The sequence below is a fragment of the uncultured Victivallis sp. genome, from assembly GCF_944391105.1.
Taxonomy (GTDB): domain Bacteria; phylum Verrucomicrobiota; class Lentisphaeria; order Victivallales; family Victivallaceae; genus Victivallis.
This window is the reverse complement of record NZ_CALXSK010000009.1, coordinates 1-17,510: the sequence shown is the minus strand read 5'-3', so window position 1 is coordinate 17,510 and position 17,510 is coordinate 1. Positions and strand designations below refer to the sequence as shown.

The 17,510-nt window shown below is 58.6% G+C and carries 16 protein-coding genes; 3 read left to right on the top strand and 13 right to left on the bottom strand.

The window, feature by feature from the left end:
- Positions 1-10: 10 nt before the first annotated feature.
- From Q0K10_RS04735 to Q0K10_RS04715, 5 genes are all read right to left on the bottom strand, one after another.
- Positions 11-790, bottom strand: a complete 780-nt coding sequence (locus Q0K10_RS04735) for an EI24 domain-containing protein (RefSeq protein WP_294503906.1) — start codon at positions 788-790, stop codon at positions 11-13.
- 3 nt (positions 791-793) lie between these two features.
- Positions 794-1,768 carry a hypothetical protein gene (locus Q0K10_RS04730; RefSeq protein ID WP_294503904.1) on the bottom strand — a complete coding sequence of 325 codons (975 nt, stop codon included), beginning with the start codon at positions 1,766-1,768 and terminating at the stop codon, positions 794-796.
- Between the two features lie 159 nt (positions 1,769-1,927).
- Positions 1,928-2,770, bottom strand: a complete 843-nt coding sequence (locus Q0K10_RS04725) for a carbohydrate ABC transporter permease (protein WP_294503902.1) — start codon at positions 2,768-2,770, stop codon at positions 1,928-1,930.
- Positions 2,771-2,786: 16 nt separating this feature from the next.
- Positions 2,787-4,337 carry a carbohydrate ABC transporter permease gene (locus Q0K10_RS04720; RefSeq protein ID WP_294503900.1) on the bottom strand — a complete coding sequence of 517 codons (1,551 nt, stop codon included), beginning with the start codon at positions 4,335-4,337 and terminating at the stop codon, positions 2,787-2,789.
- A 3-nt stretch (positions 4,338-4,340) separates the two neighbouring features.
- Positions 4,341-5,981: an ABC transporter substrate-binding protein gene (locus tag Q0K10_RS04715; RefSeq protein ID WP_294503898.1), complete on the bottom strand. Its 1,641-nt coding sequence runs from the start codon at positions 5,979-5,981 to the stop codon at positions 4,341-4,343.
- A gap of 298 nt (positions 5,982-6,279) precedes the next feature.
- On the opposite strand from Q0K10_RS04715, the gene Q0K10_RS04710 reads away from it, so the two are divergent.
- The 3 genes from Q0K10_RS04710 (at position 6,280) to Q0K10_RS04700 (ending at position 9,774) form a co-directional block, all read left to right on the top strand.
- Positions 6,280-7,794, top strand: a complete 1,515-nt coding sequence (locus tag Q0K10_RS04710) for a DUF1846 domain-containing protein (RefSeq protein ID WP_294503896.1) — start codon at positions 6,280-6,282, stop codon at positions 7,792-7,794.
- Positions 7,791-8,480, top strand: a complete 690-nt coding sequence (locus Q0K10_RS04705) for a SprT family zinc-dependent metalloprotease (RefSeq protein WP_294503893.1) — start codon at positions 7,791-7,793, stop codon at positions 8,478-8,480. Before Q0K10_RS04710 ends, Q0K10_RS04705 begins: the two co-directional genes overlap by 4 nt.
- 82 nt (positions 8,481-8,562) lie before the next feature.
- Positions 8,563-9,774, top strand: coding sequence for an iron-containing alcohol dehydrogenase (locus Q0K10_RS04700; protein ID WP_294503890.1), 1,212 nt, complete (start codon positions 8,563-8,565; stop codon positions 9,772-9,774).
- A 15-nt stretch (positions 9,775-9,789) separates the two neighbouring features.
- Here Q0K10_RS04700 and Q0K10_RS04695 read toward each other — a convergent pair whose 3' ends face one another.
- The 8 genes from Q0K10_RS04695 to Q0K10_RS04660 form a co-directional block, all read right to left on the bottom strand.
- A complete protein-coding gene (locus Q0K10_RS04695; protein WP_294503887.1) occupies positions 9,790-11,262 on the bottom strand; it encodes a hypothetical protein in 1,473 nt (490 codons plus the stop codon).
- Positions 11,263-11,279: 17 nt separating this feature from the next.
- Entirely contained in the window at positions 11,280-11,885 is a 606-nt protein-coding gene (gene ruvA / locus Q0K10_RS04690; RefSeq protein WP_294503884.1) for a Holliday junction branch migration protein RuvA, read from the bottom strand.
- Positions 11,882-12,766: a carboxylating nicotinate-nucleotide diphosphorylase gene (nadC, locus tag Q0K10_RS04685; protein WP_294503879.1), complete on the bottom strand. Its 885-nt coding sequence runs from the start codon at positions 12,764-12,766 to the stop codon at positions 11,882-11,884. Before nadC ends, ruvA begins: the two co-directional genes overlap by 4 nt.
- A 59-nt stretch (positions 12,767-12,825) precedes the next feature.
- Positions 12,826-13,299 carry a PTS sugar transporter subunit IIA gene (locus Q0K10_RS04680; RefSeq protein WP_294503876.1) on the bottom strand — a complete coding sequence of 158 codons (474 nt, stop codon included), beginning with the start codon at positions 13,297-13,299 and terminating at the stop codon, positions 12,826-12,828.
- A 179-nt stretch (positions 13,300-13,478) separates the two neighbouring features.
- A complete protein-coding gene (locus Q0K10_RS04675; protein WP_294503872.1) occupies positions 13,479-15,356 on the bottom strand; it encodes a beta-galactosidase in 1,878 nt (625 codons plus the stop codon).
- A gap of 76 nt (positions 15,357-15,432) precedes the next feature.
- Positions 15,433-16,200: a prepilin-type N-terminal cleavage/methylation domain-containing protein gene (locus tag Q0K10_RS04670; RefSeq protein ID WP_294503869.1), complete on the bottom strand. Its 768-nt coding sequence runs from the start codon at positions 16,198-16,200 to the stop codon at positions 15,433-15,435.
- Positions 16,197-17,288 carry a substrate-binding domain-containing protein gene (locus Q0K10_RS04665; RefSeq protein ID WP_294503865.1) on the bottom strand — a complete coding sequence of 364 codons (1,092 nt, stop codon included), beginning with the start codon at positions 17,286-17,288 and terminating at the stop codon, positions 16,197-16,199. The genes Q0K10_RS04670 and Q0K10_RS04665 overlap by 4 nt, the downstream gene beginning before the upstream one ends.
- 34 nt (positions 17,289-17,322) lie before the next feature.
- Positions 17,323-17,510 (bottom strand): hypothetical protein (locus tag Q0K10_RS04660; protein WP_294503863.1); only part of this gene is annotated, 188 nt, incomplete at its 5' end.

Below are 17,510 nucleotides of genomic sequence, written 5' to 3'. Positions count from 1 at the left end.
GGCGGATTTTTCAGGAAAAATCCTCCCTTCCAAGCCCGATTGCCGGCCGCAGCTGTTCCCGGTAGAGCATCGCCCCGCCGACCGCGAATCCGGGCAGCAGCAGAATCGCGGAAAACGGAATCAGCAGCCAGAGATAACCCGCACACCCGAATCCGAGCATCACCATTCTCCGGCGGGACGCAGCCTCACGCAACGGCGCGATCCCCAGACCGTCGGCGAACGCGCTGGAAAACGTATAGGTCAGCCCATATCGGTATCCGACAATCAGAACCGGGGGAATCCAGCCGACCAGCGGGATGAACATCGCCGGCAGAAAAAGCAGCAGACTCCAGCCCGTCGTCACCATGGAATAACAGAACGACTGCAGCATGAACTCCAGATTCTTCCGCCACGGGAGCGGAGCATGCTCCACACCGTAACGCATCCGTTCGAACCGCATCACGAGAGCATCGAAAAACGGCGCGCCGAACGCTTCGTAAAGTGTCGTGAGCAAAAGCGCCCCCGTCATCAACGCCGCCGCCACGGCAGTGATGCCGATCACCACCCGGGCCGCGTAGATCAGCCAGCGGAGCCAGACGCTCCACCCGGCCGGGTCAGGCAGCAATCCGACAAGCGGCGGGATCACCCATGCGATCAGCACGAACAACAGCAACCCGTAAAGGACGAGAATGATCCCCATCGGAATCAGAGCGTATTTCCACAGTGCCGGCGTGCGGAGAAAGATCCCGATCCCCGTGTGCAGACAGCGGATTCCGGAATAGAAATCCTGCAGAGCCTTTCTCTCCGGCATGGACTATTCCTCCCCGGCGGGGACGGGAATCGCCTCTTTTGACGGCAATGCCTCAGGAGCAGTCTGTTCCGATTCTCCGGCTGTAACCTGCCCCGGAATCTGATTGAGAAGTTTCGCCAGAACGAGCTCCTTGAGCGCGGCGACCAGGCCGTCATCCACCTTGCGGGTGCAAATGAGCTTTGCATGATCGACCACGCATTCGATCCCCTGCAGAAGCCGGGGGTCGACGGCCGGATTCTGCATGAGTCCAAGCAACATCATATCGAAAAGATCCCTGGCCTGAAGCGCGGCGTTGTTCGAGGCGAAAAGCCCTTCAAAAGAAATCGTCGCCTCCGGAACGGTGTTTTCCAGCCCGAATGTCACAAGCTGCAACGACTGAAACGGCAGCATCATCTGCGGAGAGGCGTTCGCGTCTGAGGGCGGGATCACAGCCAGCGTAAACAGACGGTTGCTCCGAGCCGCAAGCAGGAGGTTTTTGTTGATTCCTCCGAAATTCAGCGGGAGCGCCAATGCCTCCCCCAGCAGAATCTGCACCTGCGACGGAGATTTCAGCAGGATCGTGCCACGCTGTCCCTCGGAAATGGTGCCGGTCAGGGCGGGGCACCCCGCGATGGTGGTTCTCGTCCCGCCATTGACGAATCCGAAGTTCTCTCCGAGCAGATCGAACCACTTCTGCGCCTGCCCCTCGACTGCGTCGATCACCACGATCCCCTCACGGGAATCGGCGTTCAAATAGGCCGTGACCCGGCACTCCTTCAGAAGCGACTCATCCATTTTCGCCTCCGCAAGCTGATCGGACGAGCTCTTCGCCCCGGCAGCGGCGGCTTCGCGGTCGAATTCGCCGCGCAACTTCACAAACTGCGGGTGTGCCATGAGCGCCGCCACATCGAGCGACATAACCATGTTGACCTCCGCCGCACACAACGACAGCACCGTCAGAAACGCGGCGCTTAGAACCGGTAATTTCAACAATCTCATTTGGGTCTCTCCTATGAAAAAAACTCTGCAAAGCCGGTCGTAACCATATCGCGGGAACCGTGATTTTACAAATGAAAAAACGAAAAACAACGAAAAAAAACAAGGGGGGAAGAGAAAAATCCCCTCCCCCCGGCGCACCATCCGCGGAAAACGCGGAACTCACCCTTTCACGCCGCCGAGCATGATCCCCTTCACAAGCTGCTTCTGCATGAGCACGAAGATCACGATCATCGGCACCACGCTCATCGCCACGGCAGCCATCAGCAGGTTCGTCTCCTGCCCCTGCGAGGACTGGAACGAGAGCATGCCGATCGGCAGCGTGTACTTGTCCGGAGTCTTCATCAGCACCAACGGCCAGAAAAGGTTGTTGTAACTGCCGATGAAGGTGAAGATCGTCAGCGTCACGAGCGCCGGACGCGCGAGCGGCAGAACCACATCCCAGTAGAGCTGCCACTTCGTCGCGCCGTCGATCTCGGCGGCCTCGTCGAGCGACTTCGGAATGTTCATCATGAACTGCCGCATCAGGAACGTCCCGAATGCCGAGAACGCCGCAGGCAGAATCAATCCCGTATACGAGTCCACCAGGCCGAAGAGAATCATGTTCTGGTAGTTCGGAATCATCATGACCAGTCCCGGCAGCATCATCGTCGCCAGATAGAGAAAGAACACCTGATCACGTCCCTTCCAGCGCAGCCGCGAAAAACTGAATGCGGCAAGGCTGCTCGTGAACACCTGAAGAAACGTGATCCAGCACGACACGAAAACCGTGTTCCAGTACCAGCGCCCGAAGAAGATTCCCTTTCTCGTGAACACATCCCGGTAGTTGTGCCACTGGCACACCTCCGGCAGCCACGAGTCATACCCGATCTCGTCGAGGACTTTCAGACTCGCGAGAATCATCCACGTGAACGGCAACACCAGCAGCACCGCCATCAGCGTCAGAACCACATTCAAAGAAACCAATTTGGCGAAACCGCCCCAGAATCTGTTTTTTTCCTGCATGATACCCGAGCCTTCCTCACTCGTTCGTGTAACGGTTGCCGAATTTCCAGTTGAACATGGTCACGATGAACACCATGAGAAACAACAGCCAGGAGACCGCCGAGGCATAACCGAGACGTCCCGTACCGAACCCCTGCGTGTAAATGTAGTACGCCAGCGTCGTGGTCGACCCGGCCGGACCGCCGTCGGTCATCACGCGCGCCATGTCGAATCCGCCCTGAAGCCCGCCGATCACCGCCATGATCATGATGAAGAACGTCACGTTCGACAACTGAGGCCAGGTGATGTTCCAGAATCTCTGCCAGGGAGTCGCCCCGTCGATGTCGGCCGCCTCATAAAGCTCCTGCGGAACGCCGGAGAGTCCAGCGAGATAAAGCAGCATGTTGTTCGAGCCGATCGCGCCCCAGAATCCCATGATCAGCAGTGCCGGTTTCGCCCAGTAGTAATCCGAGGTCCAGTTCGGCGGCGTGAGCCCCTCTTCGGCGGCAGCCATTTCCGGCAGAATCCAGAAGACGCAGCAGAGCCCGACCAGCGCCATGTTCAGCACCATCGCCGAACCGTCGACAATCGTGGAGTCCCCGATGCCGCGGTCGATGATGCAGGTGTATTTGCGCCCGACAAAGAAGAAGTTGTACAGAAATCTCCCCCAGCCGATTCCGAGGAAGATCAGCATGAGCAGCAGCACCCAGTTCGCATTGCGGCTCAGAAGCGACAGCGCCTCCTCCTTGCCCGCGATATGCAGCCAGGTCGGCGAAACCCACCACCAGGCGAAAATCAGCGGCAGAGACGAAAGAATCATTCCGAGCCAGATGCTGACGCTCCCCGACTCGCCGTCACGCCAGAGCCGCAGCTTGCGCCGCACCATGCAGAGGTAGAAAAGCCCGACCACCACCAGCAGCCCGATGCCGATCGCCTCGCAGGCCGGCGATATGAGAATCGCCACCGGCGTCAGCGCGTCGAGCAGCGGCCGCAATGCGTTGTTGATCGGTCCGTTCTCGGGGCTGTAAAGTTTTTTCCAGAGGATGTAGGTGGCTACGCCCGCCGTGAAGTAGGGGAAGTAAAAAAGCGTGCGGTAGACCGTCTTGCCTCCGATGGAGCCGAGAATCAGCACGCCGCCCACAAGCGACACCATCAGGATCGTCATGCCGGTTCCCCCGAGCCCGAGCACGGCCAGCAACCCGAAGCAGCAGACCATGACGGCGGTCAGGATCATCGTAACGGTCAGCCGTTTCCGGTTGTCACCCTTTACGAAATCCATGTTCAGAAGCAGGGCGGCAACAAGGCTGCCCGCCACGCCGAACGGAATTCCGATCATCATGAAGAACGTATTGCCGAAATACTGCGGGAAATCCGGATCGGAAAAGAGTTTCACGAAGTTGTCGAACCACACGAAACTGATCGGTTCCGACCGGAAATAGTTGTGCATCTCCAGATTCCAGTCCGTGAACGCCATGTAAATGCTCATCACCAGCGGAATCACCGTAAATGCAAGGAAGCCGAGAATGTTCGGGAGCAGGAATCCGATCCCGATAAAGAGCTCCTTCCAATCTTTTTTCGTCAACGCCATTTTCTATTTTCCCCCCGTCGCATTGCTTTCATCGAGCATCCCCCGATCTCGATAATATTTCACGTAAAAAGGATTCTTGATCCATTCGACCGGAATCTTCTTCCCCTCTTTCTTGAAAGCGTCGATCTTCTGCTGAAGCGCCCAATCCTCCTCCCATGCTTTCATCATCGCGGGGTTCGCCTGCTTTGAAATCTCGATCTCACTGTTGTAGCGAGTCTCGATATACTCGAGCGTCTCATCCAGCGAGGAACGGTCGTTGAAGTAACGGTTGATGCCGTTCTGAAGCCAGTTCGTCGAACCGGTCTTGACATAGGGGCTGTAGTAACTCGGCAACCCAATCGTACGGGCCCAGATGAATTCCAGCTCGCTGCTGTCATGCTCGTTCGGACGCTTCGTCGAGATCGCCCTCATCTCGGCGCTCACGATGTCGGGATTCGGCGGCAACCCATCGGCATGCTCGACGATATACTGATTGTAGGCCTTGCTCGCCAGAAACTGGAGGAACAGTTTTGTCAATTCCGGCTGTTTGCTGCCGCGATAGGGCATCGCGGCGCGAACCGAAAGCGGATGATTCTTATAGTCGTACATCGGCAGCTGACTCACACCGAACTGAATCGTCATATTCCGGGCCTCCTGCACCTCGCGGAATCGGATCAGGCAATATCTGCCCATGACGATCATCGCATATTTACCGGAGACGAAGTTCGAGTAATCCGCCCCGCCATATCCGGAATCCGTGTTCATTGAAGCGACATCCGCCGCCGTCGGTGCAATCCGGTCAACATAAGTCCACTTGTAGAAAAGCCGGATCGCATCTTTGAGCGCGTCATTGTTCGCGATGCAACGGGTCATGGTTTCATTGTAAATATCCAGTCCGCGACTGCGGGAGATGCACATCGCCATCATCACACCCCAGCCGCTGTCCAATGCCTGCAGGAAAAAGTACTCCTGACGGGGAAGTCCCTCATTCGCCTTTTTGACATACTCGATGGCCATCTTCTCGAACTCCTCGGGCGTCCACTCCAGCGGCGGCCGGCTGAACCCGAACTTCTCCAGCGTCGAAAGGTTGATCCACATCGCCACGCTTGCGCCGTTACAGGGATACCCATACTGTTTGCCGTCCATGCCGTTCAGGAGTCCGGCCATGCCCGGATAGGTGTTCTTAAGCCCGTAACCGTTCTTCTTCGCATCCTCGGTGATATCCATCGCCACGCCGAGCTGGGAGTAGCCGAGCACTTCTGAGGTATCGAAAACATCGCCGGCCATCCCGGAAACCGCCTGGATGAGCGTACTCTGGTTGTTGGCCGTCTCGAGCTGCACATCGCCGTTCGGCTTCGGCGAACCGGGCTTGACATAATGGAGATCACCGGGCTTGAGCGGAGCGCCGACCGGACCATACGCCTCGTTCAAAGCGGCAGCCTCCTCCTCCGTGTAGGTCACCACGTTTCCATGCGAATCTTTCAGAACATGACCGTTCTCCACGAGCCACTCCCGAAACAGCATGATCTGCTCCTCCCGCTGCGGGTTTGAATCCGTCCGCCAGGTGATGACGGGCACCTCCGTGGTCTGCTCACGGCTTGAATACATCGTATAAATCGACGCTGCGACAAGCACCAGCAGAAGAATTCCAAATATTTTCTTCATCGCGCGGCGGGCCTCCTCCATATTATTTCGGTTTTTAAAACAATTCCAAAATTTATAATGGTAAAAATACACCGGGATAAACAAAAAATCAACCGGGGCGATGATTTTTTTTCGTAATAAATCGCATTGCCGCAGCATCCGGAAAAATCGACGGACGATCCGGGAAAATCGCCCCGAACCCCGTCCGCCCCCCTTGCTTTCATCCGGCACCGGTGGTATATTATGCGCCGGACATCCGCAACGGGACGGCGATGCGCCCGCAGAACAAGGCCGAACCATTTGAATGCAAAGGAGTTTTATGAAATCCGGATTCGACAGTGAAAAGTATCTCCATGAACAATCCCAGGCCATTTTGGAGCGGGCCGGAAAGTTCGATGATAAACTCTACCTTGAGTTCGGCGGCAAGCTTCTGTGTGACTTCCACGCGGCGCGCGTCCTGCCCGGCTTCGATCCGGACACGAAGATCAAACTTCTTCAGCGCATGAAGGACAAGATCGACATCATCATCTGCATTTACGCCGGCGACATCGAGAAGAAGAAAATGCGCGCGGATTTCGGCCTCGCCTACGATACCGACACCATGCGGACGATCGACGACCTCCGCGACTGGGGACTCGACGTGAAGGCCGTGGTCGTGACCCGCTATCAGGAACAGCCCGCCGTCAAGACCTTCATCAACAAACTTTCGCGCCGCGGAATCCGGGTCTACACCCATCATCCGATCGAAGGATATCCGACCGACCTGGATACGATCGTAAGTCCGCGCGGCTACGGCTCGAACGAATACATTGAAACCGACCGGCCGATTGTGGTCGTGACCGGTCCCGGCGCGAACTCGGGGAAGATGGCGACCTGTCTCTCTCAGGTCTATCATGAATTCCAGCGCGGCGTCAAGGCCGGTTACGCGAAATTCGAAACGTTCCCGGTCTGGAATCTGCCGCTTGCGCATCCGGTCAACATCGCCTACGAGGCGGCCACCGCCGACCTCGGCGACATCAATATGGTCGACTCGTTCCACCTCGAAGCCTATGGGGAGACGGTCATCAACTACAACCGCGACCTCGAAATCTTCCCGGTGGTCAAGCGGATCTGCGCGCGCATCATGCCGCCAGAACAGCTTTACAAATCGCCGACCGACATGGGTGTGAACCGGGTCGGATTCGCGATCACCGACGACGAGGTCTGCCGCCAGGCCGCCACCCAGGAGATCATCCGGCGCTATTTCCAGTACATGTGCGCCCACGCGCTCGGCAACGCCGACAAGATCGCCTCCGAACGGGTCAAACTTCTCATGGATGATCTCGGCATCACCGAATTCGACCGCAGAGTCGTCGCCCCCGCCCGCGCCGCCGCCGAGGAGGCGGAAAAACAGCCGGGCAAAGGCAGCGAAAACATCTTCTGCGGCGCGGCGCTCGAACTGCCCGACGGCACGATCGTCACGGGAAAGAACTCTCCGCTGCTCCATGCGGCGTCCAGCTGCATTCTGAACGCGATCAAGATTCTCGCGAAGCTGCCCGACGATCTCTTTCTGCTTTCGCCGCAGGTCATCGACTCGGTGAGCCAGCTTAAGAAGAAGATTTACAAGAACAAGGGGATCAGCCTCGATCTCGGAGAGACACTGACCGCGCTCTCGGTCAGCGTCCCGACCAATCCGGCCGCGCAGCTTGCCATGAAGAAACTCTCGCGCCTCGCCGGGTGCGAGATGCACATCAGCCATCTGCCGACCCCGGGCGACGAACTTGCGCTGCGGAAGCTCGGAATTCATCTGACGAGCGAGCCGCGCTTTACAAGCCGCAATCTCTTCATGGAATGAGCACGCCGGAAAATGATGCCGATTCAGCGCCGGTCATCGTCCGGTCGGCGCGGCGACGGCGGATTGCATTCACGATCCGCCCGGAAGACGGACGGCTGACGGTGCTTGCCCCGCTCCGTGTGACGGAGTCGGAAATCGCCCGCATCCTCGAACGGAACCGGAGCATCGTCGAGCGTCTGCGCATCCGTTTCGAGCAGGCGGAATCCAGACGGCGGCCTCTCTCCTTTACGGAAGGGAGTCCCTTTCTGCTGCTGGGGAAGCCGTATCCGCTGCACCTCACCTGCCGGGTGCTCGCATTCGAGGAGGGGTTTTACGTGCCGGCAGGGGATGAGCCCTCGATCCGGGGACACATCGAAACGCTCTACCGGCATCTCGCGGCCGAGCTGCTCGAGCGGAAAGTGCGGGAAACGGCCGGGCGATTTCATCTCACTTTCCGCCGAATCCGGATCAGCGGAGCGAGCGGCCGCTGGGGATCGTGCAGCCGCGACGGGAGTCTCAACTTCAGCTGGCGGCTGATCCTCTGGCCGGAACCGGTCGTCGATTACGTTGTCGTTCACGAACTCGCCCATTTGCTCGAACTGAACCACTCCGACCGCTTCTGGCGCGAAGTTGCGCGCATGTGTCCGGAATACCGGCGGCACGACCGCTTTCTGCGGGATCACGTCCCGGAATTCTCCGTCTGGTAAAATCCGTGCCGATGATTTGACATTTTCCCGCGGAATGCTACATTAGCAACAGATTCCAACCGATTCAAAGAGGAGGTGCATCATGTGGGAAAACGGCATTGACATCTACAGTGTCCGGCAGATCCGGCTCAGGACCGATCTCTACTTCGGCGTCGGAGCGATCGAATATTTCGCGGAGATCGCCGATCAGCTGACCGCACGGAACATCACGAGTGTGCTTGTCGTCACCGGCCACAGCTCTTACAAGCGTACGGGGGCGTGGGATGTCGTCGAACGAATTCTCAAGCAGCGGAACATCCGTTACGTTCTCTACGACAAAGTGACGCCGAATCCGACCACCGTCGAAACGGATGAAGCGACTGCGCTCGGCATGGAAGCGGGCGCTCAGGCGGTCGTCGCCATCGGAGGCGGCAGTCCGGTCGACACCGGCAAGAGCGCCGCGATTCTGCTCAAACATCCGGGGAAAACCGCGCGGGAACTCTTTTCGCAGGGATTCACGCCCACCGGAGCCGTGCCGATCGTCGCAATCAACCTCACGCACGGAACCGGAACCGAGGTCAACCGGTTCGCGGTCCTGACGATTCCGGAGACTGAGCAGAAACCGGTCATCGCATTCGACTGCATCTATCCGACCTGGTCGATCGACGACCCGGCGCTGATGACGGGGCTCTCGCAGACCCAGACCCGCTACGTCAGCATCGACGCGGTCAACCATGTCGTCGAGGCGGCAACCAGCAAGTCGACCAATCCCTACGCCGTCATGCTCGGGAAAGACGTGATCGAGCTCGTGACGCGGTATCTGCCCATCGCGGACAAGGATCCGGCAGACTTGACCGCCCGGTATTTTCTGCTCTACGCTTCGATGCTGGCGGGACTCTCGTTCGACAACGGGTTGCTGCACTACACGCATGCGCTGGAACACCCCTTGAGCGCGCTCAAGCCGGAGCTTTCGCACGGACTGGGTCTGGCGGTGCTGCTCCCGGCGGTCGTGCAGACGATCTATCCGCAGCAGGCGGCGGTTCTCGCGGATCTGCTCAAGCCGATGGCGCCCGACCTCGAAGGGAAACCCGAAGAGGCGCATGCCGCGGGCAAGGCGGTTCAGGCGTGGCTCGTCCGCTGCGGCGTTCCGCAGAAACTCTGCGACGTCGGATTCCGCAAGGAGGATGTGGAGAAGCTCGTCGACATGACGATCCATGAACCGTCGCTCGCGAGTCTGCTCGAACAGGCGCCGGGTTACGCGAACGCGACCTCGGTCGCGGCAATCTACATGAATTCGTTCCTGCCGCTGGTCTGATCCGCTGCGGACGATTCAGCGTTCATCGCCGGGAGAAGCGGTTTCTCCCGGCGTTTTCACTCCGACGCGTTCGGCGAGAGAACTTTGCAGCAATTGCGCCACAAGTTCCGGTTTGCGCATGTGAATGCCGGAGTGATAGATATGCAGAAACGAATATTCCGGGCCATAGGCATCCTCCAGAATCCGCGTGTACTTCCCCTCCGGATCCCGTTCGAAATTCATCACCAGCAGATTTCCCCAGAATGAGCTGCGGATCACGTTGGAGAAGTGCCCTTTCGGCGTTCTGTGCCCCTCATTCGAAATGCAGAACGGGCAGTAAGCGCCGACCAGCATCGTGACCCCGCCCCAGAGCAGAAGAAGAATCACGACAACCGTTTTCCACACCGCCGGACGCCACGAGAGAATCCACCGCGCAATCACCAGCCAGAATACCGGGATGACCGGAATCAGATACCGCATTCCATAGGCGGCTCCGCCGTATTCGTTCGTGAAAATCAGATAAAAACAGATCAGCGCCGCCGCAGTTCCGACCCCGCACCACTCCGAAATGCGCAGTCTCTTCCGCAGAAACCACACCGCAGGGAACACCAGAAGCAGGAACGGCTGATAACTGAACAACCCGCGGAATCCGAACAGACATTCGAAGCAGTATTCTCCAAACTGCGACCAGAGAAACACAAACCGGTACGACCCGGAACCATCCGCGACATAGAGCGGCACAACCGTTCCGTAGGCGATGAAATTCAGCAGCAGCACGCCGAAACAGATCGCTCCGCCCGCAACGACCACCGCGCCGGAGAACCTCATTTTTTCCGTCCCGGCCGGTGAGGAGAACCAGATCCCCGCCAGAACCGCCAGTCCGGAGAGGAGCCCCAGCGGCATATCGAGCGCACCGGCGATCCCGGCGCACGCCGCGGCGGCCACGGCGGCCCGCAGGGTCGGTTTCCGCCGGAACTTCTCGAGCGCGACGATCATTCCAAAGAGCGCCAGAGCCGCCGGGGTGTGATTGTTCAACACCACGGAATAACTCCCGAGCCAGGTGGTCAGAGGCAGCGCCAGCGCAAGCAGAAACTTCCACTCGATCCGTCCGCGGGAGGTTCGCCTCAGATGGCGGAACATCAGAATAAAAAGCAGAATATTGCATCCTCCGGAGAGCAGCAGATTCACAAGGTAGATCGACAACATCCGGTTCTCCGTGAAATTGATCCCGGTCACCCGATGGATCGCGCCGTGAATCAACGCCGCGCAAAAGCTCAACGGCAGCGGTTTGTCGGAATAGAGATGCCCGTTCCGTTCGAGCTTGTCGACCGTCGAGGCGAAATTCGTCCCTTCGATGTAGAACACCCCCTGCTCGCCGAACGCCTGCACCACGCTGAAACGAGACGATTCGTTGCCGGCAAGCGTGACCTCATCCTTGGTATAAAGAACCGCGAACAGCAGCAAAAATGCGATTCCGGCGTAGAGCAGTTTCCGGGCTTTTGTGCGCATATTCCGGATTCCCCCCCTCAAAAATTCAGCCGGATGATCGCCTGTCGCAACAGCGTTTCGCTGCTCTGCTCTGCGGCGGGCAGTTCTGCGGTCAGAGCTTTGAGCACCTTGTCGATCGCATCGCGCTTGAATCCAAGCTGCTCAAGCGCGAGCGCCGCGTCGCCGACCGCCGTGGCAGCGGCTGGCGCACCGGGAGAGGCGAAAACGCTCGCAGCGCCGGTCGAAGTGACTTTATCCTTGAGTTCAACCACAAGCCGCTCCGCAGTCCGCTTCCCGATGCCGGGTATGCGCGAAAGCGTCTTTACGTCGCTCGACTGCACGGCGGCGCAGAAGTTCGCCACCGGCAGCGCCGAAAGCACGCTCAACGCGAGTTTTCCGCCGATGCCGGAGACATTGAGCAGCTGCCGGAAGAGATTTTTCTCCTCGGGCGTGGCGAAACCGAAGAGGACGATCGCATCCTCGCGCACCTGCGTGTAGATGTGCAGCGTCACCTCGTTGCCCGGCTGCGGCAGCTTCTCAAACGTGGAGACCGGAATCGCGACCTCGTAGCCGACGCCGTGCACATCGAGCACACACGCGGAAAATCCGGATTCCGCAACGATTCCGGTCAACCGCGCAATCATTTTTCCGCCTCGATGTCGAGCGAGATGTCGGCGGCCTTGACCGAATGGGTCAATGCTCCGCTCGAGACGAAATCGACGCCGAGTTTGCCGATGCGCGGCAGACGTTCGAGCGTGATGCCGCCGGAAGCCTCCAGTTTCGCGCGGCCTGCGACGAGTTTCACGGCCTCGGCCATCATGTCGTCGGACATGTTGTCGAGCATGATGTAATCGGCGTGAGCCTCGACGGCCTCGCGCACTTCATCGAGGGTATCGGCTTCGACTTCGACCTCGAGTTCCGGATACTTCTCGCGGGCACGCTGCACCGAACGGGCGATACCGCCGGCCCCCTCCATCGCGGCGAGTTCACGGTGATTGTCTTTGATCATAACCCGGTCGTAAAGTCCGACGCGGTGATTCGTCGCGCCGCCGACGGCGACGGCGTACTTCTCAAGATTGCGGAACCCCGGGGTGGTCTTGCGGGTATCGAGAATTTCGGTTTTGGTTCCCTTCAGCGCTTCGGCGTACTTCGAAGCGGTCGTGGCGACGCCGCAGAGCCGCTGCAGGAAATTCAGCGCCGTCCGTTCCGCGACGAGAATGCCGCGCGCGGGGCCGGAGATCTCGGCGATGATTTCGCCGTATTCGCACACGTCTCCGTCATCTTTCATGGTTCGGAACTGCAACCGCGGCTCGACCATTTTGAAAACCCGTTCCGCGATCTGGATACCGGCAAGCACCATGCGCGGCTCCTTGCAGCGCAGCACGGCAGTGGCAACGGCCTCCTCCGGCACGACCGAGTTGGTGGTCACATCGCCGGTGGTGTCGAGGTCTTCGTTGAGGGCGAGTTCGATCAACAGATCCGCACGACCCCAATCGATCTGCGGAACCGCATCTTCCTGAATCATTTGTTTCCTTTCTCCGTTATGTTGTTCCGGCAACCGGCCGGACTTCGTTCGATCCGATTTCAGCACCCGCGGAGCAGTTCATACAGTTCACGGGGGCAACCGCAATGAAACACTTTCTCCCGGAATGAGTCGTCCTTCAGCGAGGAGCTCAGCCGGGAGAGCATACGCAGATAAAGTTCATGCTGGTCGACGCGTGCAACGATCATGACGACAAGTCGCACCGGCACGGAATCCATGCTCGCATAGTCAGGGATGCCGCCGCGGACCAGGGCGGCGGCGGCAGTGAGATCGGCGGCGGCCGGAAGCCGGACATGAGGAATCGCAATTCCGAGTCCGATCCCGGTGCTTTGAAGTTTTTCCCGCGCGCGGATGGCATCGGTCAGCCCGGCTTTTCCGCCGGGTCCCGCAAATGGAGCGAGCAGATCGATCAGCACATTGAGGGTTTCCTGTTTACCGGCCTGTTCAAGCACGGTACATCGATCCGGCGCAAGGCGGCCGGATAATCGAAACTCTCCGTCGGAAGAATCGTCCATTTGCGGAAAAAAGCCTTTCCAGAAAATCCTGTTTTCAAATATACTTCTTTATAATATAGTGCCGTTTTCCGGAATGTAAAGCCCCCGACAGGAAAAAAGCTCTCTCCGAAGAGAGAGCCACTTCAGGCAGAGCATCCGGAGTGCTTCCGGACGAGGGTGCGGAGTCCCGCCGTCCGCACTCATTCCGAGCACTGGATTTCCAGAGACTCCGGACCGGCAAAATAGGTAATTCCGGGGCGGACCGTGAATTTCTCCGCCGGTACCGGAACCGGTTGCCCCAGGTGATCGCAGACTCCGACCGGTCTGCCGGAGAACCGGATCCGGACCGGACGCGGACGCAGTTCCGTCCAGACCGCCCAGACATTCCAGCGGTCCGGGGCGGTCCACTGCGCGATCCAGACGTCTCCCTCCTGCCGGATCCGGGGAACGGTCGACCCCGAGGGACAGAACCGCGTGAGCGTGCGGTAAGCGTACCACGCCTTTTTCGGTTCGAGATTGGAACGGCAGACTCCGAAATGCGACTCCCGGTCCGACTCCCGCAATCCCCTCGAGCGCAGACTGTACCAGAAGAAGCGTTCGATTCCGCGGGAGAACGCGATGAGATATGCGCGCGGCAGAAACTCCGCCTGCGTCTCCTCGGTGACGACCTGCGGAATGGGATTCCAGTCGAGGTTCACGATCACATTGCCTTTGAGATCGCTGTCAAGTTGATAAATTGCCAGTTTTGCGCCCCGGATTTTGCCGTCGCCCGCTTCGATCATCGGAATGAACCGGTCGCCGGGTTTCAGATTCGTATCTGTGAGCAGCGTGTTTTCGCCGTCGTTTCTGCTGTCGAAACGGCCGATGAACTCCGATGCGACCTTGTGTCCGGAGAGTTTCCCCGTCGACGTCCAGTCCAGATGGAGCGCCTCAAGCCGTCTCCTGCCGGTGTCCACGCTTTCAAACGTGCCGTCTTCTTTCGATCGGATGTCATATCGCAGCGGGAAACCGCACGGCAGAACGACCGTCCCGCCTTTCTTCACATAGGCGACCAGATCGGGCATATACGATTCCGGGAACGACCAGCGGACGGTCGGAACCAGAACCGGATACCGTTCAGGATCGAGGTCGGCGAGCTGCGAAAGCGTGATCTTTTCCGCCGCTTTGAAAAACGGGAAATGGGCGGCGGCCGAGTTGACGGCAAATCCGTTCACCCCCTGCTCGGGGTCGCAGACCAGCGCGACCGCGCTCTCTGCCGGATCGATTTTGAGATACTCCAGAGCCGCCGGAAGCTGTTTCATCCAGAAATCCGACGCGACCGGAGAAGTCGACCAGCCGGATTCCGTGATCCAGACCGGCTTGTCGGCGAGCTCATATTTCGCCATCAGCGCCTTGACCTGATCCAGCGCGGGCAGCAGCAGCCGTTCCGGCGTGGTATTCCAGTTGTAGGGGTGCAGATTCATGACGTCGAAGTACTTCCCGGCTCCGGCGCGGAACGATTCTTCGATGTATTTGAGGTCGATTCCGCAGGCGGCCGCATGAACCACCTTGAGTTCCGGATCGACTTCCCGGATCGCTTCGGCGGTCGCTTTGAGCAGCGGAACGTACCGCTCTCCGGGCCGGAGGAACGGCGTGTAATTCGGCTCGTTCCAGACTTCCCAGTACCGGAGATCCTTCCCGTAGCGGGAGACCACGGTGCGGACATAGTTGCACCAGGCGTCATAATTGCCGTTCCGGACCGCCTCTCCTGCCCAGGTCGGGGAGCCCAGAATCGGCAGAATGTGAATCCGGTCCCGCCGCGCGATGGCGGTCAGACGGTCGAAGAGGTCAAAATTCCACTTCCCCTGCGCAGGCTCCACGCGATACCAGTCCCAGTCGGTCCGGACCCAGCCGATGCGGGCCTCATTCATGCGGGCGAAATCGCGCGCCGTAAACGGCCAGTCCCAATCGGGACGGCTCACATGCGCACAAATCCCGTAAGGATCATTCAGCCGCTCCGAAGCCTCTTCCGCGGCGCAGACGGCAAGAATTCCGGCGGCAAGACCCATCATCGCTCGACATGCAACAGACAAATTCATACTTTTTCCCGATCTTTATCCTTGAATGAAAAATATCCCGGAGTCTCTTCTCCGGAGTTGTAAAAATCCCGACTCCTCACAGCGGATTTTTCGCGAGCGAGGAGTAGAAGTAAGCCTTGGCGCGATTCATGGTGTCCGCACGCAGCTGCGAACCGCTCATGTTGCTCACATGACCGTCCAGGAAACCGACGTTGGCGCGCTCGTTGTGCCGAAGCACGATCCCCATCTCGCCGCCGTCGTTGAGATAGGCGGCATTGGAGAACCACATCGCTCCGCCATAATACTCCGCCTGCCGCCCGACATTGGTGGTATCGGCCAGAACGAAAGTCGCCCCCGGCTGCTTTGCCCGTTCCGGCAGAAGCATGCGGATGGGATCCTTGAATACGCAGAAGCGGCCGGAGCCGCGCCCGATCATATCCTCGCCATAAAGCCAGTTGACGACCGTATTCGGTTCGAGCATTCCGTAAACCGCGAAAAACGGAGTGACCCATTTGTCTCTCCAGCCTTTTTTATACGCGAGCGTATTGCTCGGGCAGATCAGCGTATCCAGCGGGATGTAACCCGGCGTTCCGAGGTCGAGCGCCCCGGAAATGGTCCCCGCGTGGCTGAGCAGGGTGCAGAACAACTCATACGAACCTTTCCCATACGGGGTCTGAATCACCCAGTAACCTTTGTAATCGGCGGCGTAGAAGCCCTGCGCCTGAAGTACCTGCTTCTGATTGTTCATGCAGCTGGTTGCCCTCGCCCGTCCCCGTGCCTGATTCAGCGCCGGCAGCAGCATTGCCGCCAATATCGCGATGATCGCTATCACGACGAGCAACTCTATCAATGTGAATCTTCTCATGCCATGTTCCTTTCTGAATTGGGGTTGGTTGTGATGGTCGAATGAAGATTGCGAACGGATTGATGTTCGTAAACGATCGCTCTGGATTCCACGATGATCGGCCCGGAGGCGGGGTTCTGCAGATACCGGTGAACAGCGTCCGCTTTCTGCGCGGCCATCGCGTTCTCATCGTCGGCGATCGTGGTCAACGGCGGCGTGAAATACGCGGTGAATTCCGGATTTCCGAAGACAATTACACTCAGATCGTCCGGAACGGAAATCTCATGCTCATTGAGAGCGCGCTGAACGCCCTGCGCCGCATAGCCGGAGATGACGAAGAGCCCGGTGAAATTCAGTCCGAACCGGTCCAGGTGCTTCATCATGGCCAGATAAGCCAGTTCCGGCGAGTAGTTGCCGCTTTCCGGATGGCACTCGATCAGAACGGGAACGCAATCGTACAGCGGGGCGAAGGTCAGAAAATCATGCAGGATCGCCCAGTTCCCGCCAAAAGAAGGCTCCGCAAGCAGAATGCCGATCCGGCGGTGGCCGTTGTTCCGGAACCGGGTCAGAGCCAGCGTGCACACATAACCGCTGTTGACAAAGAAACAGTGGTGCGAAATGTCGCGGAGATTCAGATCGCAGAGCACCAGCGGCCGGGAGAACTGCCCCAGCCAGACAAGTTCCTGCGAGCTCAGCGGCCGGGCCGGCCACGATACGACCAGCAGGTCAGCCGGGCACGCCTCCAGCTGCGGAATCAGATCCGACTGGTAGTTGTACGGCAGCGCCGAAAAATCGTAATGCCCCAGAGCCAGCAGGGCGCGGCCGAACTGTTCGGCGATGTACCGCTGGTGGCCCTCCGGCCAGTCGACGTAAAAGAAAGCCACGGAACGGCAGGGCGCAGTGGAACGGACGTACAGCCCGCTGCGATCCCGTCGTTCCAGCAGCCCCTCCTTTTCAAGCCGGTCCAGCGTCACATCCGCAACCCGGTAGCTGACTCCGAACTTCCGTTCAATGTGCCGGATGGTGTGAAATCGTTTGCCGGGCGAGAAGCGTTTCAACTCCCGGCTCAGTTTGATATAAAGTTGTTCAGATCGTTCCTGCAGAATCATTTTGCCCGATGTCCCATGTTGTTTTCGTTATCAATTATAAACAATGTAGACAGATTTCCGAAATTTTGTAGACAGATAAAAAAATCTTCCTGAAAAAATTCCCGAATTCAGATGAAACCGGGATGCCGAAGGTCATCGGAAGATCAAAATCAAAACCACCGGCTAAGCCGGTGGTATGCACCACGCCTTCAAGGCGATATTGCCGGCAGCCCGACACGGGCT